Below are 21,738 nucleotides of genomic sequence, written 5' to 3' on the forward strand. Positions count from 1 at the left end.
ATGAGATTGCAAAAGTAGTAAAACTTACCTTCTAATAAAGGAAAATTGACCTCCGGGCGCTAATTTCATTATGGTTGATGGCTTTTTATTGGTTTTGAGTTCTTGCTCTAAGTCAACAATATAGTCTACTGCTTCTTTTATTTCGTCACTAATCTCGTCAAAAAAGAGTGGAGTTGGGGCACCAGATACATTTGCAGATGTTGAGGTAATGGGTTTGCGAAACCTTTGAATAAGTTGTTGGCAGAAATCATGTTTAGCAATCCTTATTCCAATGCTTCCATCGGCATTGATTACATTTTTTGCTAGATTTTTAGCACCGGGAAATACTAAGGTAAGTGGGTTTTCTGCGTATTCTATCAGGTCGTATGCCACATCAGGTACTTCATTTACATAGCTTTGTAGTTTGTTATCGGTATCTAAAAGAATGATGAAGCTTTTGTCGGCTGCACGGCCCTTAATTTCATTGATTTTTGCGACTGCCTGTTCATTGGTGGCATCGCAACCAAGTCCCCACACTGTATCTGTAGGATAAAGGATGACTCCTCCGTCTTTTAAAACAGCAAGGGCTTTTTCAATTTCTGTTCTTAGCATAGGGTAAAATTACAATTTTATCCTTACTGCATCAAAGACGATTTTTATAGATGATTTATTTAAAAGTTTTGATGTACAACTGCATCATCTGATTGCTGATGTGTTCGTTATTAAATTTCTGAACGTAAGCTATGCCTTTTTCTTTCATTTCGGCTTGTAGGTCAGGATTGGCCAATATCTTATTTATGGCATTCGCCAAAGCGGTATGATCAGTAGGATGAACGTAAATGCTGTTGGGGCCGCCGGCCTCTTCAAGGCAAGAACCTGTTGCAGCCACTACAGGAACATGAGTGTACAAGGCCTCAATGATGGGGATTCCGAAACCTTCATATACGGAAGGGTATGCAAAAACAGTGGCCATTTGGTAAATGACTGGGAGATCGGTAAAGGGGACATTTTGAAGAAAAAGAACCCGGTCGATTAAGCCCTGTTCTTGAATCTCTTTTTCTACCAATTTATAATAACCCGTCTTTTTTCCTATTACGACCAGCTTATACGCTTCGTTTACATTTTTCAATGCTTTTATTAAGGTAAGCAGGTTTTTCCTGGTCTCTATGGTACCTACATTTAAAATGTACTGATCCGGTAGGTTGTATTTTTCATGAACAAGCTTTTTTGTTTCGGCTGTTGCTTGCAATTTGAAACTGTCATCGCAACTTTGATAAATGACTTCAATTTTATCGGGAGCAATTTTAAAAAACTGGATAATGTCTTGTTTGGTTTGTTCACTTATGGCAATGATACCATCCGCATGTTTGCAGGCATACCTGGTTTTTAGGTTATAGATAAATCGATCAATGACACCGAAGTTTTTAGGGAACTTAATGAAGATCAGATCATGTATAGTTACTATAGAAGGGATGCCAGTTTTATGGATGCCAATTGGAATTTCATGGCTTAGGCCATGGTAAAGATCTATTCTATCTTTTAACAGTTGTTTTTTTATCCCTAAGCTTCTCCACAATAAACCTTTTGTTTCGGGCAGTTTCAGGTGTATCGCTTTGGTGTTGATAAAAGCGTTAACCTGTGGGATGTCTTTTACTTTGGGGCTGTAAACAAAATATTGGTTTTGAGGGAAATATTTGGCCAGGTGGCCAATTAATGAGCGGCTGTAGTTACCTAAACCTGTAAGATTATTTGCTGCTCTTTTTCCGTCAAAACCAATATTCATTATGTTATACTGCTACATTGTTTTCTCTCAATGCATCATTAAGGGAAGTTTTTTTATCTGTTGATTCTTTACGTTTGCCAATGATCAGGGCACATGGTACGTGGTATTCTCCAGCAGGGAATTTCTTAGCGTAGCTACCAGGAATTACAACCGAGCGTGCAGGAACGATACCTTTATACTCAACAGGAGTTGAGCCAGTTATATCAATGATTTTTGTAGATGCGGTTAATACTACGTTTGCACCTAGTACAGCTTCTTTTTCTACGCGTACACCTTCGACAACGATCGCTCTTGATCCAAGGAAACAGTTGTCTTCGATAATTACTGGAGCAGCCTGGATAGGTTCTAAAACACCACCAATACCAACACCACCGCTTAAGTGTACATGTTTTCCAATTTGAGCACATGAGCCAACTGTAGCCCAGGTATCTACCATCGTACCTTCATCAACATAAGCACCTATGTTTACATAAGAAGGCATCATAATTACACCTTTAGCTAAGTATGCGCCATAACGGGCACTTGCACCAGGAACAACTCTTACACCTATCTCTTTGTAATTGGTTTTTAATTTCATTTTATCATGAAAAACAAAAGGGCCCATTTCAATTTCCTTCATTTGTCTGATCGGGAAATAAAGTATTACTGCTTTTTTTATCCATTCATTAATACCCCAAGAGTTAAGGACTGGTTCTGCAACGCGTAATTCGCCTTTGTCTAACTGCATAACTACAGTTTCAATTGCTTCGCAATGTTCGCTATATTCTAATAAAGTTCTGTCTTCCCAAGCGGCTTCTACCAACTTTTTTAATTCTGCTATCATGATCGTTTGTTATTTTTTGACAAAATAAATCAATTTTATGTATTGACGATGTGTTTTCTTAATGTATTTTTGATTTTTATGGCTGAACAAGAGAAATTACGGATAGATAAATACTTATGGGCAATAAGATTATTTAAAACCAGGAGCTTGGCAACTGAAGCTTGCAAGGCTGGGCGTGTGAAGTTTAATGGTCAAAATCTTAAAGCTTCGGCAATTGTAAAGCCCGGAGATGTTTATCAGGTATCTAAAGGAATTGAAAAGAAATTAATTGAGGTGGTAGAGCTTTTGTACAACAGGGTTGAGGCTAAAATTGCTGTTACAAAATATAAAGATATTACTCCTATAGAGGAAACACATGGATTTAAGTCCATGTTTCATGCACCGGCGCTTAAGCGGGATCGAGGTACAGGAAGGCCAACTAAAAAAGACAGACGCGAAACTGACGATTTAATAGGGGGTATGTTTGAAGAGGATTAACTTGACAGTTTTGGATTTTCAATTAATCGTAACCTATAAGCTTGCATAGCTGTTTTTCCTAATTTTTTAATCAATTGGTAATTGGCAACGGCACCCACTGCTGCACCAACAACTGGGAGTAGCTGGGCTAGTTTAGCCAGGTCTATATAATCGCGGTATTCTTGCTGAAAAGTCAACCAGTCAAAATCATTAGGGTCTTCTGGAAGTGTTGACAATTGTTTTTCCCAGTCTTGGATATGCATAAACACTTTTGTTGTGCCCTGTTTGCTCGAAAATGCCAATTGAAATATGTATAAGATGTAAAGTCGCTCCCGGTAATCTTTCACCTCAAAGCCGTATAAAGCCGCGATTTCAAAAAGCAATTTCATTTTAATGGCAATTAGAATTGGGAAATCCGCCATACTTGTTAAAAAACCACCTGCTCCTGTAATCCCACCTTCTGCAGCTCCAGTTTTGCAGTAATTATCTATTTTTTGTAAGATCAGAGATTCGCGGTGTATCATACTCATCTCTTTTGGGGCCATAGCTGATGTTGTATAAGTAGAGCCATAGAGCACTGTTTTTACCATTGCTTTCATTGCTGTGGTAATGGTTTTGTGAACTTTATCTGGAATATAGCTATTGAGTTTTTTCTGGATATTATTGGTCATCCTATTTAGAAAAGATGGTTTGCGCAGCATCTCTCTTTTCCAGAACTCCAGTTCGATGTGTATTTTTTGGTTATAGCTATTCATTGTTTGTGGTGCTTAATAGGCTATTCGTAAAGGACTTTTTTTTCCACAGTTTAAAGGCCTGTTGAGCTTCGTCTCTCATCATTTGTTGGATTGGGAGTTTGCGTTGGTCCATCGGTTTGTTCAATTCGTCATAAATAAATTTATCACTAAAGCCGATGTATTCAGCATCCTGTTTGGTGTTGGCATAATAAATAGTATCAATTTTTGCCCAATAGACTGCGCTTAAACACATAGGACAGGGCTCGCAACTTGTGTAAATTACACAACCACTTAAATCAAACGTTTTTAACTTTTTACAGGCAATTCGTATTGCGGATACCTCCGCGTGGGCCGTTGGGTCGTTTGTTGAGGTTACTTTATTTGCACTTTTGGCGATCATTTTTCCGTCTTTCACTATTACTGCACCAAAAGGTTCGCCCACATTATTCAGGACATTTTCTTCCGAAAGCTGTATGGCCATTTTCATGAATTTTTCGTGTTGGTTCATCTTTGTCATAATTAAAATATTGCACAAAAAAAATGCCCCGATTGGTCGGGGCATTTGAATGTCATTTATTAATGATTATTTTTTGTAAGCATCATTTAAACCAACAATCACTTCGCTGGTTACATCTAAGCTTTCATCAGCAAATAAAATTGTACCGTTTCCTTTTGAGTAACCTAATACCATTTTATAACCTTTTTTCTTTGCGTATTCTTTTAAATAGTCAGCAACTTTATCGTATAATTTTTCGTTTTCAGCAGCTTGCTCATTTTGAATTGCAGCACCAGCGTTTTGACTGTATGCTTGTAATTCTTGTTGTTTACGAGCTAATCTTTCTTCTGTTGAAGCTCTTTGGTCAGCAGGTAGCGTGTTAGCTTGTTGTTGATACTGTGCAACTTCACGTTTAAATGCTTGCTCTTTTGAAGCAAGGTCAGTTTGTGCGGTTTTAGATTTTGCTTCTAATTTCTCTTTCAGATCTTTGAAATAATGATATTTTGTAAGTAGAGAATCAGAGTTTACGTAAACAATTTTCTCATTGTTTGAAACTGTGGTTGAATCAGATTTTTTAACCGTAGCGCCTTTATCATCTTTATTTTGGCATGATGCCATCACAGAAACTAGTGCAACTGCAGTAGCAATACCGCTTAATTTTAATGTTGTCTTCATTTATATTAATTGTTCTTTTTTGTCAAAAATTAGGTTTTTTACCTTGTTTTTTAAGCCTAATGAAGCGTAATTTAAGCTCGTTTGGTTTATTTTTTATGGGTAAATTTCAACAAATATAAAATTTCAAAATCAGTATCCTAAGGAAGTGTGTTTTTTAGAATGTTTTTAGGGCATTATTTGGTCAAATAGTTATCCACATTTGCCTTAAATTGACCATAATTGGTTAAATTTGAATCTTATTGTTTTATAAAAAAATATGAGCGAAGAAAAAGATCCAAAGTCAAATTATTCGGCAGATAATATACAGGTATTAGAAGGATTGGAAGCGGTGCGTAAGCGCCCTTCGATGTATATAGGCGATACTGGAATTAAAGGTTTACATCACCTTGTGTATGAGGTAGTAGACAACTCAATCGATGAGGCATTGGCAGGACATGCTGATACTATTTATGTAAATATTTTAAAAGACAACTCTATCAGGGTTGAGGATAACGGTCGTGGTATTCCTACAGGGATCATGCAAAAGGAGCAAAAATCGGCTCTTGAAATTGTAATGACTGTACTACACGCTGGAGGTAAATTTGATAAGGATACTTATAAAGTTTCTGGTGGTTTACACGGTGTGGGTGTGAGTTGTGTTAACGCGTTGTCAACACACCTTAAGGCCGAAGTTTACGGTCAAGGTAAGATCTGGGCGCAGGAATATGAAAAAGGAAAGCCGCAATATGATGTTAAAATCGTTGGCGAATCTGATAAAAGAGGTACAGTAATTACGTTTACACCAGATCCTACTATTTTTACGCAAACCACGGAGTATCGTTTTGATACTTTAGCTTCTAGGTTAAGAGAGCTTTCGTTCCTGAATAAAGGAATCAAGCTAACGCTGACTGATGAACGCGAAGAAATGGAAGACGGTAAATTCTTGACTGAACTATTCCACTCAGAAGGTGGATTGAAAGAGTTTGTTCAATTCCTTGATGGAACTCGTCCTTCATTAATTCCTGAACCTATCTATGTTGAAGGTATTAAAAATGGAATTCCTGTAGAGCTTGCTTTACAATATAACGATAGTTATTCTGAGAATGTTCACTCTTATGTGAACAATATTAATACCCATGAAGGAGGTACTCATATTGCCGGTTTTAGAAGAGGTTTAACAAGAACATTGAAAGCTTATGCTGATAAATCAGGTTTGCTTAAAAATGTAAAATTTGAGATTACTGGTGATGACTTTAGGGAAGGCTTAACCGCTGTAATTTCTGTTAAAGTTCAGGAACCTCAGTTTGAAGGTCAGACCAAAACTAAATTGGGTAACTCTGAGGTAATGGGTGCGGTAGATATTGCTGTAGGTGAAGCCTTAGGGATTTATCTTGAGGAATATCCGAAAGAAGCCAGAATGATCGTTAACAAGGTTATTCTAGCGGCAACAGCTCGTGCAGCAGCACGTAAAGCTCGAGAAATGGTTCAACGTAAGAGTGTTATGGGCGGTTCAGGTTTACCTGGTAAGCTTGCCGATTGTTCTGATAGTGATCCGGAAAAATGCGAGTTATACCTGGTGGAGGGAGACTCTGCGGGTGGTACTGCTAAGCAGGGCCGCGACCGTAACTTCCAGGCTATTCTTCCATTGAAAGGTAAGATCCTGAATGTGGAGAAAGCAATGGAGCATAAGATCTATGAAAATGATGAGATCAAGAATATGTTTACTGCTCTTGGCGTAAGTATCGGAACTCCAGAAGATGATAAAGCTTTAAATATTACTAAGCTACGTTACCACAAGGTTGTGATCATGACGGATGCGGATATTGATGGTTCACACATTACCACACTTATTTTAACCTTCTTCTTTAGATATATGAAGGCGCTTATTGAAGCTGGTTATGTGTACATCGCTGCTCCGCCTTTGTACCAGGTTAAAAAAGGTAAAGAGTTTGAATATTGCTGGAATGATAATCAACGTGATGCTGCTGTACAACGTCTAAAAGGTGCTGGTAAAGAAGAAAGTGTACATATTCAACGTTATAAAGGTTTGGGTGAGATGAACGCAGAGCAGCTTTGGGATACAACCTTAAATCCTGCTACGCGTACTTTGATGCAAGCTACTATTGAAAATGCTGCTGAGTGTGATCATACTTTCTCTATGTTGATGGGTGATGAGGTTGCTCCACGTAGAGAATTTATTGAGCGTAACGCGAAGTATGCGAAGATTGATGCTTAGTATTAAAAATATATTATAGTAAAAAATGGGCTGGATCATGAAAATGATTCAGCCCATTTTTATTCCTTATATAAGAACATTTTCATTTTCTTGTAGTTGATAATTGCATGGAATTTCAACAACAGATCGCCACCAATAATGGCACTAATTGGTGGATGTCCCAATCCTTCATACGCCTGATTAACGGCTTCCAGATCAAGGGCAACAGTCTCATAATCTCTTAAAATCAAACTCCCTATCTTTAATTTAGGGATGCTTGCCTGTAAAGTGCTTGAAGTAGTGAAAAGTGTAGTCGCATGCGCTTCTTCGGTGTGTTCCAGTTCTTTAACATGCGTTTGAATAAACGTTTTATCAAACACAGATCTTGAAGCACCGGTATCCACAACAGCGAATAACTTTTGCCCAAAAACAACAATTTCCACCAAAAGGTGGAAACCGTCGTCTTGTAAGTTTATTAAAGTTAGGGGAACAGCAATTGTTCTCATCAAATTAAACCAGTTTCATATCAGTTAACACTGCGTTCATGCTGCGCACTGCATCAGCGCTTTTAGCAAAGGCAGCTTGCTCTTCATCAGTCAGTTTAAAATCAAGGATTTTCTCAACCCCGTTTTTGCCAATGATGACAGGAACAACTAATGAAATATCTTTTTGACCATATTCGCCATCCAGGTAAACACCTGAAGAGATTAATTTTTTCTCATCGCGTACAATACTTTCAACCATGGCAGCGGTTCCAGCTCCAGGAGCATACCAGGCAGATGTACCAATTAGTCCGGTTAATGTAGCACCACCTACCATTGTTGCTTTTACAACTTTATCCTGTTGTTCTTTACTCAATAATTGAGTAACTGGGATACTGTTCCAGGTTGCATGATTAATCAATGGAATCATAGTTGTATCACCGTGACCGCCAATAACTACGGCATTCAAATCAGCAGGAGAACAGCCCAATTCCAGACTTAAGTAATATTTAAACCTCGACGAATCCAATGCACCACCCATACCAAGAATACGGTTTTTAGGTAGTCCAGAAGTTTTTAAGGTAAGGTAGTTCATGGTATCCATTGGGTTTGATACCACAATGATGATGGTGTTCGGTGAGTATTTTAAAATATTCTCAGTAACTCCTTTTACGATATTAGCATTAGTTCCGATCAGCTCTTCACGAGTCATTCCCGGTTTACGAGGTAGTCCCGAAGTAATCACTACAACTTCAGAATCCGCAGTACTTGCATAATCGTTGGTAACACCTTTAATTTTAGTGTCAAAGCCGAGTAAAGCGGCAGTTTGCATCATGTCAATCGATTTTCCTTCAGCAAAACCTTCCTTGATGTCTAATAAAATAAGTTCTTCAGCTAATTCTTTTCTGGCAATGTTATCTGCACAGGTGGCACCTACAGCGCCGGCACCTACAACTGTTATCTTCATAATATTTGTTTTATGTATGTTACCTTCTGTCGAAGTTATAAAATTACATGAGTTTAAAAAATGCTTTTGAAAACTTTCTTCTTCGTTAGGGGTTTTATGAGAAAGAATTTACATTTGCCTAATACTAAACGACCGGAGAACTTATGGATAACCAACCAGTAAAACGAGTAGATATTATGGCTTATGCAGGGAAGTGGTATTCGCTGTACTCCATTCCTACTTTTATGGATAAACACTGGCGCAGAAAGGTGGAGACTTATGTGATTCACCCAGATGGTTATTACGCCGTATTTACAACCTATAATGTTGTGGCTGAACAAAAACGAAAATACATCCGGTCTAAATTGTTTGTAGTGCGTGGCACGGGGAATGCTGTTTTCAAAGCACAATTGGTTTGGCCATTTAAGAATGATTATTGGGTGATTGAGCTCGCTGAGGATTATTCTTACGTAGTAGTTGGACATCCTAAACACAAAACCCTCGCTATTCTTTCTCGTAAACCAGAATTGCCAAAAGACTTGTTAAAAGAGATTGTAGACCGTTGCCGCCAAAAAGGATATGACACCTCAAAACTTGTATTTCAGGAACATAAGGCTGTACATCCGGAGCCTGAAAAGGAACATGCTTAAAATTACAATTGCTTTAATCAAGGGCAGCTAAAATTCCGTATTTTTGTCCCTTCATTTTGATTTCAGGAAACGAGAATAATTACCAGCTATGTATTTAATATTTGATACCGAAACCACCGGTTTACCACGCAATTGGAATGCTCCAATTACTGACACTGACAATTGGCCCAGGTGTATTCAGATTGCATGGCAACTACATGATGAATTAGGTAACCTGATAGAAAATCAGGATTATCTGGTAAGGCCTGATGGATTTAATATTCCGTATGATGCCGAGCGTATACATGGTATCTCAACTGAGCTAGCTGCCGAACAAGGTATTGGGCTAGACGAAGTATTAGAGAAATTTAATGTAGCCTTATCTAAAGCTAAATTTGTTGTAGGGCAGAACGTAGGCTTTGATGTGAACATCATGGGTTGTGAGTTTCACCGATTGGGTGTAGACAGTCCTATGGCCCAAATGCCGGTGTTAGATACCTGTACTGAAACCACTGCCGAGTTGTTAAAACTTCCGGGCGGACGTGGAGGTAAATTCAAACTACCTACACTAACAGAACTTCACCAGTATCTTTTTGGCGAACCATTTTCTGAAGCGCACAATGCGACTGCCGATGTTGAGGCTACTACCCGTTGTTTTTTACAACTAATCAAGTTAGAGGTTTTCAGACTCGACCAGTTACAGGCTGATCAGGCTTACATAAACCGATTTAAACAAAGTACACCACAAGTATTTGAACGCGTTGGTTTAAATCATATTAACCTTAAGTCTGCTTCTGAGGAAATCAGAAAGCGGCTACAACAGGCCGAAGGTCCTAAGGTTTCTAAAACTGAACTTGCAGAGAATAAAAAGGAGCTGGAAGCAGCAACTTATGTTCATTTGCACAACCATACACAGTTCTCCGTTCTGCAATCTACCATCAATATCCCTTCACTGATAAAAGCGGCCGCAGGTTATAAAATGCCCGCAGTGGCGATGACCGATCATGCAAACATGATGGGGGCTTTTCACTTTGTGGCTCAGGTACTGAACCATAACAAAGGTGTTGAGGCCAGAAATGAAGCTGCTGTAGCAGAAGGAAAAACGCCTGAAGAACAAATTATCAAGCCAATTATTGGTTGCGAATTCTTTGTGTGCGATAACCACCTGGACAAATCCAGAAAAGACAATGGTTATCAGGTAGTTTTATTGGCAAAGAATAAGACGGGCTACCATAACCTGGCTAAAATGTCGTCCATTGCCTATACCAAAGGTTTTTATTACATCCCAAGGATTGATAAGGCCGTTATAGAGCAATATAAGGAGGATATCCTGGTGCTCTCGGGTAACTTGTATGGAGAGATTTCAAGTAAGTTATTGAACCTTGGCGAAAAACAAGCCGAAGAAGCATTGCTGTGGTGGAAAGAACAGTTTGGCGACGATTTCTATATCGAACTGATGCGCCATAGTCAGGAAGACGAAGATATTGTTAATGGTATGCTAGTAGGACTGGCAAAGAAACATGAGGTAAAACTGATCGCCACCAATAACACCTATTACATCAATAAAAAAGATGCCAATGCCCACGATATTTTATTGTGTGTAAAGGACGGTGAAAAACAAGCAACACCAATTGGCCGTGGTCGTGGATTTAGGTTTGGTTTGCCCAATCAGGAATACTATTTCAAATCACCTGATGAAATGAAAAAGCTGTTCACAGATTTGCCAGAGGCAATTGTGAACATTCAGGAGATTGTAGATAAGATCGAGATTTATAAACTGGCACGTGAGGTGCTTTTACCTAAATTCGACATCTCTGACGAATTCTTGGTGAAAGAAGATGAAACCGATGGAGGTAAAAGGGGGGAGAATAAATATCTCCGCCATTTGACTTACGTAGGTGCTAAAAAACGATACGGCGAAATTACCCCTGAAATAGAGGAGCGACTAGATTTTGAGCTGCAAACCATTGAGAAAACCGGATACCCGGGATATTTCTTGATTGTACAGGATTTTATTGCTGAGGCTAGAAATCTGGATGTTTCGGTTGGACCGGGCCGGGGATCTGCTGCAGGATCTGCTGTAGCTTACTGTTTGGGGATTACCAATATTGACCCGATCAAGTATGATCTCCTTTTTGAGCGTTTCTTGAACCCGGATCGTGTATCCATGCCCGATATCGATATCGATTTTGATGACGAGGGTCGTGGTAGGGTTATGGACTACGTAATCAAAAAGTATGGTGCTAATCAGGTAGCTCAGATCATCACCTACGGTACGATGGCTGCCAAATCTTCCATAAAGGATACGGCGCGGGTATTGGATCTACCTCTGTTTGAGGCAGAGAAAATTGCTAAGCTGATTCCTAACATGAAGTTGGCCAAGATTTTCACCCTCGATGAAAAAAGCTTAAAAGAGGCACTTCGCCCAGATGAGTACGAGAAGGTGCTGGAGCTTAAAAATCTTGCTGAGGCTAAAGATTTAGGTGCTAAAACATTAGAGCAGGCTCAGATTTTAGAGGGCTCTTTAAGAAATACAGGTATTCACGCTTGTGGGGTAATTATTACGCCAAGCGACATTACCAACTTCGTTCCGGTAGCTACAGCAAAAGATTCGGACCTGTATGTTACGCAGTTCGATAACTCGGTGGTAGAGAGTGCCGGTTTGTTGAAAATGGACTTTTTGGGGTTAAAAACATTAACCCTGATCAAGGATACCGTTAAGCTGGTTAAGTTTAGGCACGATATAGATCTTGATCCTGATAGCTTCCCAATTGACGATGTCAAAACATACGAGCTTTTCCAAAGAGGTGAAACCATCGGCATTTTCCAGTATGAGAGTACCGGGATGCAGAAGTACATGAAGGAGTTAAAGCCTACCGTATTTGGTGACTTGATTGCCATGAACGCTTTGTATCGTCCTGGGCCCTTGGAGTATATTCCAAGTTTCGTACGTAGAAAGAACGGTGAGGAAGAGATTAAGTACGATTTGGATGCCTGTGAGGAGTATTTGAAAGAAACTTACGGGATTACAGTATACCAGGAGCAGGTGATGCTTTTATCGCAAAAGCTTGCCGGATTTACCAAAGGTGAGGCCGACGTTTTGCGTAAGGCGATGGGTAAAAAGCAAAAAGAGGTATTGGATAAGATGAAGCCTAAGTTTGTGAAACAGGCGGCAGAGAAAGGCCATGACCCAGCAACACTAGAGAAGATCTGGAAAGATTGGGAAGCCTTTGCATCTTATGCCTTCAACAAATCACACTCTACCTGTTATGCTTGGATTGCTTACCAGACCGCTTATTTAAAAGCACACTTCCCTGCAGAATATATGGCTGCAGTACTGTCCAACAACATGAGTGACATTAAGCAAGTTGCCTTCTTTATGGAAGAGTGCAAGCAAATGGGTGTTCGCGTATTGGGCCCAGATGTAAATGAATCTGGTACTAAATTCTCTGTAAATATAGCAGGAGAAGTCCGCTTCGGATTATCTGGTATTAAAGGAGTAGGAGATAAGGCGGTAGAGAGCATTATCGAAGACCGCAAAGAAAACGGAATGTATAAGGATTTGTACGATTTTGCCAGAAGATCAAATACGCGTACCGTAAATAAAAAGGCTTACGAGAGTTTTGTTTACAGTGGAGCTTTTGATGGTTTTGGGAATCATCGTGCGCAGTATTTTTTTGTAGGGATCAACGACAAGCTGAATGGTATTGAAAAGGTGATTAAATATGCCAATGATTTCCAGAACAATGAATCATCTTCACAATCCTCTTTATTTGGGGGCTCTATTGCCGATCTGATTCTGGAGCCTTCTTTACCAGTTGCACCTGAATGGAGCTTGATAGACCGACTTAAATTTGAAAAGGATGCGATTGGTATCTTTTTATCTGGTCACCCCTTAGATAACTATAAGTTAGAGCTAAAGGAGTTTTGCCAACATAAGGTAAGACACTTGGCTTTGGTAAATAAAATAAGAACTGGTGATACCAACGAAGAGGTGCTTGCTGAGTTTGAAACGATAAAGAATAGAGAGCTTGTAGTAGGAGGCTTGGTTGTTTTGTCAGCACAACGTATGACAAAAACCGGAAAACCTTTTGGTACCATGGTTTTTGAAGATTATGATGACACCAGCGAAATGGCTTTATTTGGTGATGATTTTATCAAATTTAAACAGTTTTTAACTGATGGATATTTTCTTCAGATTCGCGGAAGAGTTGGTGAGCGATTTAGAAAGGAAGGGGATTGGGAGTTTAAAATCACCTCTATCAATCTGTTATCTGAATTAAGAGACAAGCTGGCCAAGAGTGTAACTATCCAGGTACCCATAGAACGTGTGAATGATGATTTTATGAGTCAGATACTGGCTGTTCTGGAAAACAATAAGGCGAGTACTGACCAGCAAAACTGTCAATTGCTGTTTGATATATACGACAGGGAGCAAAATGTAGTGGTAAAAATGCCATCAAAATCATTTAAAATTAACCCTACAAACGATTTTCTTGACCAATTGGAGGCTTTAAACGTGGGGTCAAAGTTGAACTAATGTCATAATGGCATTAGCTGGCTTGATGGCATTACAATTGATTATATATTTGTAGTCTGCAAGCGGTATACATTAAGGAAGTAGAGAACGCTCAGGCAAAAACTAAGATAACTAATATAAAAAAATAGAATTATGGCTTTAGAAATCACAGATGCTAACTTCGAAGAATTAGTGTTAAAATCAGATAAACCCGTTTTAGTTGACTTTTGGGCGGAATGGTGTGGTCCATGTCGCATGGTAGGTCCTGTAGTAGATGAAATCTCAAAAGAATACGAAGGAAAAGCGATTGTAGGAAAGGTTAATGTTGATAACAATCCTCAAATCTCTACTCAGTTTGGTATCCGTAACATCCCTGCTTTATTGTTCTTCAAAAATGGTGAAGTAGTAGATAAACAAGTAGGTGCCGTGCCTAAATCAGTACTTGCACAGAAATTAGATAAACAGTTGTAATAAACTTAATATCATACAATAAAAAAGCGTTCATAACATTAATGAACGCTTTTTTTATATTTACACTATGCAGTCGCCAATTGATGAACAAAGTCTACATTTTAATGCCAATCTCGAATTGCTTGCCCGGCAAGTAGTCGAAGGTTTTATTACAGGTCTGCATAAAAGCCCTTTTCATGGTTTCTCTGTCGAGTTTGCCGAACACAGAATTTATAATGTTGGGGATAACGTTAAAAATATAGATTGGAAACTATATGCGCGTACCGACAAGCTGTTTAGCAAGCGTTACGAAGAAGAAACAAATCTGCGCTGCCAATTTATCATTGATGTTTCCTCATCGATGTATTTTCCGCTTAAAGAGTATAATAAACTCAATTTTTCAGTACAATCTGTCGCAGCACTGATTTATCTGCTAAAAAGGCAGCGTGACGCATTTGGATTGAGCTTGTTTACTGACCATCTGGTTTTAAATACACCTGCAAAGTCTACCACAACGCATCAGAAGTTTTTGTTGGCCAAGTTGGAAGAGGTGCTGAAAACAGATCAAATGAACATTAAAACTGATCTTGAACAAGCATTACACCAGATCGCAGAATTGATTCATAAACGCTCTTTGGTTGTTGTTTTTAGTGATATGCTAAATACGGTACACGATGAGCATCAAATTGAGGGCTTGTTTGCTGCGCTGCAGCACCTAAAGTTTAACAAGCATGAAGTGATTATTTTTAACGTAACCGATAAGGCTAAAGAAGTAGATTTTAAGTTTGAAAACCGTCCTTATGAGTTTTTAGATATGGAGACAGGCGCTGTATTGAAAACACACACTTCAAAAGTTAAGGATGCTTATCTTTCCCGAATGCAGGAATATCGGCAGGCTATCCAATTAAAATGTACACAGTACAAAATAGATATGATAGACGCTGACATTGCACAAGGCTTTCATCCTATACTACAGGCTTACCTGATTAAAAGACAAAAAATGAGTTAAATAACTCGTTATTCGGTCTTCATCCGCGCAAAATACGCTATGCTAAAGCTTGAACATTCTTCAGGATAATCCCACAAGCCCATCCAATTTCTTCCTCAGTGATAATAAGCGGCGGTGCTAAGCGCATCGAATTGCTGCAATGCAAAAACCAATCGCTAATTAGGCCATCTACGATACAGGCATCTATGATTTTTTTATTGAGCTCAAAGTTTTCAAACTCTATAGCCATCATCAAACCGATACCACGAACCTCTTTAATGGCCGGGTGTTGAAGTAGCTTTTTAAATAGTAAGCCTTTTTTTGTTACCCCATCCGTAATGTTTTCGCTTAAGATAGTCTGTAGGGTTGCCAAACCGGCAGCGCAGCTTACTGGATGCCCACCGAAGGTAGTAATGTGACCAAGGATAGGGTTTGTAGCAAGAGCTATCATGATTTCGTGTGAGCTGATAAAAGCTCCGATAGGCATACCGCCACCAATGCCTTTAGCTAATAAAAGGATGTCTGGAACAATGCCAAAATGCTCAAAGCCAAATAGCTTACCTGTACGTCCAAAACCACATTGTATTTCATCAAATACCAATAAAGTACCAGTTTCAGTACACTTTGTTCTTAAGGCTTCAAAATAAGCCTTGTCGGCTACTCTTATGCCTGCCTCGCCCTGAACAGTCTCCATAAACACGGCCGCAGTATTGGTCGTAATCAGGTCCAGATCCGGTAACGACCCGTAATTGATAAATTTAATATTGGGTAAAAGAGGTCTGTAGGCTTGTTTAAATTCTTCGTTACCCATTAGGCTTAGCGCACCCTGAGTACTGCCATGATAAGAGTTGTGGCAGGCAATGATTTCAGCGCGATGTGTATATCTTTTGGCCAGTTTCATAGCGCCTTCCACAGCTTCAGCTCCTGAGTTTACGAAGTAGGTGCAATTTAAGTTGGCAGGTAATACATCTGCTAGTGCTTTTGCGAAGTTTACCTGTGGACTTTGTACAAACTCCCCATAAACCATAATATGCATATAACTTGCTGCTTGTTGCTGTACAGCACTTACAACTGCGGGGTGGCAGTGTCCAACATTGCTTACGCCAATGCCGGCAATTAAATCCATATATTTCCTGCCCTCTACATCATAAAGATACATTCCGCTGGCTTTAACAAATTCTAATAAAAGCGGTTCTAAAGTCGTTTGAGCGTTGTGTTGAAGAAATAACTGACGTTGTGTAAGCATACGCCAAAATTACAAATTAATTTGGCTGCTGCTTGGTGCTATTTCTATATTTTGACAGTAATTCTCTTTTAAAGGCTTCCTGTGCCCTATAAAACTTGCCAACGATTTTTATCGGTAGATTTTCCCTCAATTTCGAATAATAGCGTCTATCCAGGTTTAATTCTCTTTGTCTCATATTAAAATCATTTGTAATTAAAGTTTGTACCTGATTGTCAGACAATTCCTCGATTTCAGTGATTTTTCTAAAGCTGATCATTTTTTGACTACGTTCTTTGCGTAGCTCATCTTGTTCACGTTGCCAATCGGTATAAATTGGCCAAAAAACTTTAGCCTCTTCTGCAGAAAGATCTAGCTTTTGGGTTAAGTAAGCAATTTTATACGATTCAATTTCATTTTTGCGGTCCCCATATCCTTGAGCCGAAACCATGATAGGGAGGATGAATAGAAAAGCAATAAGTAACTGTTTCATTTGATATTGATTTATAGATTCGAAGCGATTTCATTTTGTGAATAATTGCTAAGAATATAGTTTTCCAAAGCTACATCTTTAGCTGCAGGCTTTGCTTGTTGCAAGTCATTGTCTTTTATATGGTCAATAATGACGTCCTCATCAATGTCATATAAAATTTGCTCAGTCGCCAATTCATTATAGGCCAATTTTTGAGCCGGTTTGTGTTGTTGGTAAAAATAAACTCCGGTAGCACTCATTATAATAAAACAAGCTGCTGAAGCGTATTTTAAGAGCTTTGAATGCCATAAACGAACCACCCTTGGTGATTGTGGTGTTTTGGCTTCATAAATCGTCTTACTCAAGATATTTGACTGTAGCTGCTCGAAGTAATTTGCTGGTACGGCATAGTCATGCCCTTCAGGCACAGCTGCTTTAATTTTTTCTTTCAGTAAGGCTGCATTGATGTCTTCCCTAAGCTCGTTAAAGTAGTTGATAGGCGTAGTAAAGCCAGATTCGGCCGCTTTAGTCTTTATTTTTTCGAGATATACAGCGTTTGATACGTGAAGCGGTAATTCCTCGAAATATCCTTCGGGAACAGAAAAAGGATGGTGTACAGACAAGCCAGCCAATATTGGGGCTTCCTTTTTCCAATCGTTATTTTCTTCTTGATTATCCATTACAAGTATATTGATGCATTATATCCCAAAAGGTTTAAAAGGTAATGTCTTCATTTAGCATAAAAGTTTCAATTTTTTTTACGGCAATGTGAAATGAGGCTTTTAATGCCCCTACACTGGTGCCAGTAATTTGAGAGATTTCCTCATACTTTAAATCGTCGAAGTACTTCATATTGAATATCAGACGTTGCTTTTCTGGGAGCGTAAGCACTGCTTGTTGAAGTTTTAACTGAACTTTATCCCCATTAAAATGAGAGGAGGCAATTAAAGTCTCAGACAGTTCTGCTGATACTTCATCTAAAGGGGTATTGTTCCGTTGTTTCTTTTTATTTAAAAAAGTAATGGATTCATTGGTCGCAATGCGATAAATCCAGGTATACAGCTGAGCGTCGCTGCGGAATTTGTCCAGATTCTTCCAAACCTTTACAAAGGTATCCTGCACCAGATCATCGGCGTCATCATGGTCAATAACCAATCGTCTGACGTGCCAATATATCTTTTGCTGGTATTTATGTAGAAGCAGGTTAAAGGCTTCATCACGAGTTTTTGTATTTAAGAATTTCTCTAAAATCTCTGAATCTTCAACCTGCTTCATTAATCGATCTTTTTATTATTATTTATTGGCTCTTTTCATTACTTTTTGAGCAGCCTCAATAATATTAATGCTGTCTAAGCCATACTTGGTCATCAACTGATCAGGAGTTCCGCTTTCGCCAAAACTATCGTTTACAGCAACAAATTCCTGCGGGGTTGGTAATTCTGTTGAAAGCAATCTCGCAACACTTTCTCCAAGTCCACCAAATTTGTTATGCTCTTCACAAGTAACTACACAACCAGTTTTCTTTACTGATTTCAATATAGCCTCTTCATCCAAAGGTTTAATCGTGTGGATATTGATAATCTCAGCATCGATACCTAATTCAGCTAATTTTTCACCAGCCTCAATTGCTTTCCAAACCATGTGGCCAGTAGCAATAATGGTTACATCTGTACCTTCATTTACCATCCATGCTTTTCCGATTTCGAATTTCTGATCAGGATCAGTAAATACAGGAATTACCGGACGGCCAAAACGTAGGTAAACAGGACCATGATGTTCGGCAATAGCAATAGTCGCAGCTTTAGTCTGGTTGTAATCGCAAGTATTGATTACCGTCATACCAGGAAGCATTTTCATTAAACCTATATCTTCAAGAATCTGGTGAGTCGCACCATCTTCACCTAAGGTTAAACCCGCGTGTGAAGCACAGATTTTAACATTTTTATCAGAATAGGCAACCGACTGACGAATCTGGTCGTATACTCTTCCCGTAGAGAAGTTAGCAAAAGTTCCTGTAAAAGGTACTTTACCACCAATGGTTAATCCAGCCGCTATACCAATCATATTGGCTTCAGCAATTCCGATTTGGAAAAAACGTTCTGGAAATTCCTTAATAAAGGCATCCATTTTTAAAGAGCCTACTAAGTCCGCACAAAGTGCTACTACTTCAGGATTCTTTTTTCCTGCTTCCAGCAATCCAGCTCCAAAGCCAGAGCGTGTATCTTTTTTTTCAGTGTATGTATACTTCTTCATGCTTAATAATCTTTAAGGGTACTACTTAATTGAGCTAAGGCAGCCGCAAGCTGCTCATCGTTAGGCGCTACGCCGTGCCATTTGTGAGATCCCATCATGAAATCAACACCATAACCCATTTGCGTACTCATTAAGTTTAAAATTGGTTTCCCTTTACCCGTCAATGATTTAGCATAGTGCAAAGCTTTAGTAATTGAATCCATATCGTTACCATCAGAATTGATAACATGCCATCCAAAAGCTTCAAATTTAGCTTGAAGGTTTTCCAGAGATAATACTTTTTCTGTAGGACCATCTATTTGCTGACCGTTATAATCGATGGACGCAATCAGATTGTCTACTTTATTATGGGGAGCATACATAATGGCTTCCCAGTTTTGACCTTCTTGTAATTCACCATCTCCAAGTAAAACAAATACAAGTGAATGATCTTTATTTAATTTTTTAGCTTGAGCTGCACCGATAGCAACAGACATACCCTGACCTAAAGAGCCAGATGCGATTCTGATACCCGGAAGTCCTTCATGTGTTGTTGGGTGACCTTGCAATCTTGAGTTTAGCTTTCTGAAAGTAGCTAGTTCGCTTACTTCAAAATAACCTGATCTGGCCAATACGCTGTAAAAAACTGGCGAGATGTGTCCGTTTGAAAGAAAAAACAAATCTTCGCCTTTTCCATCCATCTTAAAATCAGTAGAGTGGTTCATGATTTCAAAATACAATGCAGTCATAAAATCTGCACATCCTAATGATCCGCCCGGATGACCCGATTGGCAGGCATGTACCATTCTAACAATATCCCTTCTTACTTGAGCAGCGATATCCTCTAATTCACTTATTTTATGTTTCATTAATTGGGGTTGTTGATTAATACGACAAATGTAATTAAAAATACATTGGGCTGTATCCAAAAGTGCAGCCTTCCTGTTGTTAATCACGCCCCTTAGTTGAATTGGTATTTATAATAACCATTAAATCTCCTTAACGGCTCAAAATGTAGGGTTTGTAGGTTCAGAATGCTAAAACAAACGTTTGTGCAGAAAAAATTAAGTCCTAATAGTTAATAATAAAGTTACATCAGCTGTAATTGTAATCAACTCAATTGTTTTCAGCCGCAATCTTCCATAAAAACAACCGTTTGCGCTGATAAATAGCATAACTATATTTTAATTAAGCATGGAATTCAATGAAAATTTATATTTTTAGAGCTTGAAGTTTTTAAAATTCTTAAAGAAGTAGGCCTTACACAAAATTAAAACATTAAACTTAATCATGACAAACCAAACAAAATCGTCAGTAATTTCTCCCATTGTAACGATTGGAGCTTTGTTCTTTATTTTTGGCTTTGTAACCTGGGCCAACAGTACGTTAATTCCCTTTCTGAAACTTGCTTGTGGTCTTAAAACCGATTTCGAGGCTTTTTTGGTTACTTTCGCATCATATATTGCTTATTTCTTTTTGGCATTACCATCTTCATGGATACTTAAAAAACTTGGATTTAAGAATGGATTGGTCATTGGTTTAATCATTTTGGGCGTAGGCTCTCTTGTTTTTATACCTGCGGCGAGTTCAAGAAGCTTTGGTTTGTTTTTAACCGGGATTTTTATCCAGGGCGCAGCCTTATCTTTATTACAGACAGCTTCTAATCCATATATCAGTATCATTGGTCCAATAGAAAGTGCTGCAAAACGCATGAGTATCATGGGCTTGTGTAATAAATTTGCGGGTATTATTGTACCAATTGTCATGGGTACCCTGTTTCTTAAAAATGCTTCTGGTATCGAAGCTAAGATTAATGATGTAACCACAACTGTTGCCGAGAAAGAAGTATTACTTGCTGAAGTTTTAGGTCGTGTATACATGCCATACATTGTTTTAGCTGTTGTTTTCGTTGCTTTTGCATTGTTCATTAAATATTCACATTTACCAGAGGTAGACGTAGATAAAGAAGAAGTGATTGAAGATGAAGACGCAAAAACTGCTAAAACATCTATCTTCCAGTTTCCACACTTGTTTTTAGGTGCATTCTGTATTTTCGTTTATGTGGCTGCAGAAGTAATGGCCGGTGATATTATTGGCGTTTATGGTAAAGAATTAGGCATTAGTCCTGATATTAGTAAATACTTCACCACGTTAACCTTAACCAGTATGTTGGTCGGTTATTTTATTGGTATTGCAACTATCCCTAAATACATTACACAACAGGCAGCCCTTAAAATCTGTGCAATTCTAGGCGTGATCTTTGTTTGTGCGGCTTACTTCACCGACGGTTATACTTCAGTAATATTTGTAGGACTTTTAGGATTGGCTAACTCATTAATGTGGCCAGCTATTTTTCCACTAGGTATCAAAGGATTGGGTAAATTTACTAAAACAGGTTCAGCGATCATGATTATGGGTATTGCAGGTGGCGCCATCTGGCCTTTAATTTATGGTTATTTGAAAGATTACACAGGTATGCATTTTCAATTGGCGTTTTTTGTTAGTGTATTACCTTGTTATTTATACATCTGGTTTTTTGCTGTATCCGGACATAAAATTGGAAAGAAAGCATAACTGATCATAAAAGTTTAAAAGGTGGGGCTGTATCATACAATGACACGGCCCCTTTTTGTGTGTAAACGCTTCATAATAACCCTC

21 protein-coding genes are annotated in these 21,738 nt (G+C 38.7%); 7 read left to right on the forward strand and 14 right to left on the reverse strand.

The annotated features are described in order from the left end of the window. Positions 1-24: 24 nt before the first annotated feature. From FBD94_RS12450 to FBD94_RS12460, 3 genes are read right to left on the reverse strand one after another with little or no spacing between them, the layout of a single operon-like run. Entirely contained in the window at positions 25-591 is a 567-nt protein-coding gene (locus FBD94_RS12450; protein WP_131609886.1) for an L-threonylcarbamoyladenylate synthase, read from the reverse strand. A 55-nt stretch (positions 592-646) separates the two neighbouring features. Continuing rightward, positions 647-1,762 (reverse strand): glycosyltransferase family 4 protein, encoded by a 1,116-nt coding sequence (locus FBD94_RS12455; RefSeq protein ID WP_131609887.1) that lies wholly within the window; start codon positions 1,760-1,762, stop codon positions 647-649. Between the two features lie 4 nt (positions 1,763-1,766). Then, positions 1,767-2,585 (reverse strand): 2,3,4,5-tetrahydropyridine-2,6-dicarboxylate N-succinyltransferase, encoded by an 819-nt coding sequence (locus FBD94_RS12460; protein ID WP_169472289.1) that lies wholly within the window; start codon positions 2,583-2,585, stop codon positions 1,767-1,769. A gap of 78 nt (positions 2,586-2,663) precedes the next feature. Here FBD94_RS12460 and FBD94_RS12465 point away from each other — a divergent pair, with 78 nt between their 5' ends. Further along, positions 2,664-3,062: an RNA-binding S4 domain-containing protein gene (locus tag FBD94_RS12465; RefSeq protein ID WP_131609889.1), complete on the forward strand. Its 399-nt coding sequence runs from the start codon at positions 2,664-2,666 to the stop codon at positions 3,060-3,062. Here the strand turns inward: FBD94_RS12465 and FBD94_RS12470 are convergent. From FBD94_RS12470 to FBD94_RS12480, 3 genes are all read right to left on the reverse strand, one after another. Further along, entirely contained in the window at positions 3,059-3,796 is a 738-nt protein-coding gene (locus FBD94_RS12470; RefSeq protein WP_136880402.1) for an EcsC family protein, read from the reverse strand. The genes FBD94_RS12465 and FBD94_RS12470 overlap by 4 nt on opposite strands. Continuing rightward, positions 3,789-4,292, reverse strand: a complete 504-nt coding sequence (locus FBD94_RS12475) for a nucleoside deaminase (protein ID WP_131609891.1) — start codon at positions 4,290-4,292, stop codon at positions 3,789-3,791. The genes FBD94_RS12470 and FBD94_RS12475 overlap by 8 nt, the downstream gene beginning before the upstream one ends. A 66-nt stretch (positions 4,293-4,358) precedes the next feature. After that, positions 4,359-4,946, reverse strand: a complete 588-nt coding sequence (locus FBD94_RS12480) for an OmpH family outer membrane protein (RefSeq protein ID WP_131609892.1) — start codon at positions 4,944-4,946, stop codon at positions 4,359-4,361. Between the two features lie 256 nt (positions 4,947-5,202). Between FBD94_RS12480 and gyrB the strand changes: the two genes are divergently transcribed. Beyond that, positions 5,203-7,161 carry a DNA topoisomerase (ATP-hydrolyzing) subunit B gene (gene gyrB, locus FBD94_RS12485; RefSeq protein ID WP_131609893.1) on the forward strand — a complete coding sequence of 653 codons (1,959 nt, stop codon included), beginning with the start codon at positions 5,203-5,205 and terminating at the stop codon, positions 7,159-7,161. Between the two features lie 59 nt (positions 7,162-7,220). On the opposite strand, the gene FBD94_RS12490 is transcribed toward gyrB, so the two are convergent. Continuing rightward, a complete protein-coding gene (locus FBD94_RS12490; protein WP_131609894.1) occupies positions 7,221-7,646 on the reverse strand; it encodes an aspartyl protease family protein in 426 nt (141 codons plus the stop codon). A gap of 4 nt (positions 7,647-7,650) precedes the next feature. Beyond that, entirely contained in the window at positions 7,651-8,589 is a 939-nt protein-coding gene (mdh, locus tag FBD94_RS12495; protein ID WP_131609895.1) for a malate dehydrogenase, read from the reverse strand. A 143-nt stretch (positions 8,590-8,732) separates the two neighbouring features. On the opposite strand from mdh, the gene FBD94_RS12500 reads away from it, so the two are divergent. The 4 genes from FBD94_RS12500 to FBD94_RS12515 all read left to right on the forward strand — a co-directional run bounded on the left by FBD94_RS12500 (position 8,733) and on the right by FBD94_RS12515 (position 15,175). After that, the gene (locus FBD94_RS12500) at positions 8,733-9,218 is read left to right on the forward strand and encodes a lipocalin family protein (RefSeq protein ID WP_131609896.1); all 486 of its coding nucleotides are present in this window, start codon (positions 8,733-8,735) and stop codon (positions 9,216-9,218) included. Positions 9,219-9,306: 88 nt separating this feature from the next. After that, positions 9,307-13,737 carry a DNA polymerase III subunit alpha gene (gene dnaE, locus FBD94_RS12505; protein WP_131609897.1) on the forward strand — a complete coding sequence of 1,477 codons (4,431 nt, stop codon included), beginning with the start codon at positions 9,307-9,309 and terminating at the stop codon, positions 13,735-13,737. Positions 13,738-13,869: 132 nt separating this feature from the next. Next, positions 13,870-14,187 carry a thioredoxin gene (gene trxA / locus FBD94_RS12510; RefSeq protein ID WP_090785159.1) on the forward strand — a complete coding sequence of 106 codons (318 nt, stop codon included), beginning with the start codon at positions 13,870-13,872 and terminating at the stop codon, positions 14,185-14,187. 67 nt (positions 14,188-14,254) lie between these two features. Beyond that, positions 14,255-15,175 (forward strand): DUF58 domain-containing protein, encoded by a 921-nt coding sequence (locus tag FBD94_RS12515; RefSeq protein ID WP_131609898.1) that lies wholly within the window; start codon positions 14,255-14,257, stop codon positions 15,173-15,175. Positions 15,176-15,212: 37 nt separating this feature from the next. Here FBD94_RS12515 and FBD94_RS12520 read toward each other — a convergent pair whose 3' ends face one another. Genes FBD94_RS12520 through FBD94_RS12545 form a run of 6 tightly spaced genes read right to left on the reverse strand, consistent with a single transcriptional unit; the run spans position 15,213 to position 19,970 of the window. Next, positions 15,213-16,400: an aspartate aminotransferase family protein gene (locus FBD94_RS12520; RefSeq protein WP_136880403.1), complete on the reverse strand. Its 1,188-nt coding sequence runs from the start codon at positions 16,398-16,400 to the stop codon at positions 15,213-15,215. A gap of 16 nt (positions 16,401-16,416) precedes the next feature. Beyond that, positions 16,417-16,869, reverse strand: a complete 453-nt coding sequence (locus FBD94_RS12525) for a hypothetical protein (protein ID WP_136880404.1) — start codon at positions 16,867-16,869, stop codon at positions 16,417-16,419. Positions 16,870-16,880: 11 nt separating this feature from the next. Beyond that, a complete protein-coding gene (locus tag FBD94_RS12530; RefSeq protein ID WP_136880405.1) occupies positions 16,881-17,528 on the reverse strand; it encodes a hypothetical protein in 648 nt (215 codons plus the stop codon). A gap of 34 nt (positions 17,529-17,562) precedes the next feature. Then, positions 17,563-18,123 (reverse strand): RNA polymerase sigma factor, encoded by a 561-nt coding sequence (locus tag FBD94_RS12535; RefSeq protein ID WP_136880406.1) that lies wholly within the window; start codon positions 18,121-18,123, stop codon positions 17,563-17,565. 18 nt (positions 18,124-18,141) lie between these two features. Beyond that, the gene (locus FBD94_RS12540; protein WP_131609903.1) at positions 18,142-19,101 is read right to left on the reverse strand and encodes a transketolase family protein; all 960 of its coding nucleotides are present in this window, start codon (positions 19,099-19,101) and stop codon (positions 18,142-18,144) included. 2 nt (positions 19,102-19,103) lie between these two features. Next, complete coding sequence (locus tag FBD94_RS12545) at positions 19,104-19,970, reverse strand: transketolase (protein ID WP_262710990.1); 867 nt, start codon at positions 19,968-19,970, stop codon at positions 19,104-19,106. Positions 19,971-20,370: 400 nt separating this feature from the next. Here FBD94_RS12545 and FBD94_RS12550 point away from each other — a divergent pair, with 400 nt between their 5' ends. Then, positions 20,371-21,654, forward strand: a complete 1,284-nt coding sequence (locus tag FBD94_RS12550; RefSeq protein ID WP_131609905.1) for a sugar MFS transporter — start codon at positions 20,371-20,373, stop codon at positions 21,652-21,654. The last annotated feature ends 84 nt before the right edge of the window (positions 21,655-21,738 follow it).

Source organism: Pedobacter hiemivivus (genome assembly GCF_005144565.1).
Classification (GTDB): domain Bacteria; phylum Bacteroidota; class Bacteroidia; order Sphingobacteriales; family Sphingobacteriaceae; genus Pedobacter; species Pedobacter hiemivivus.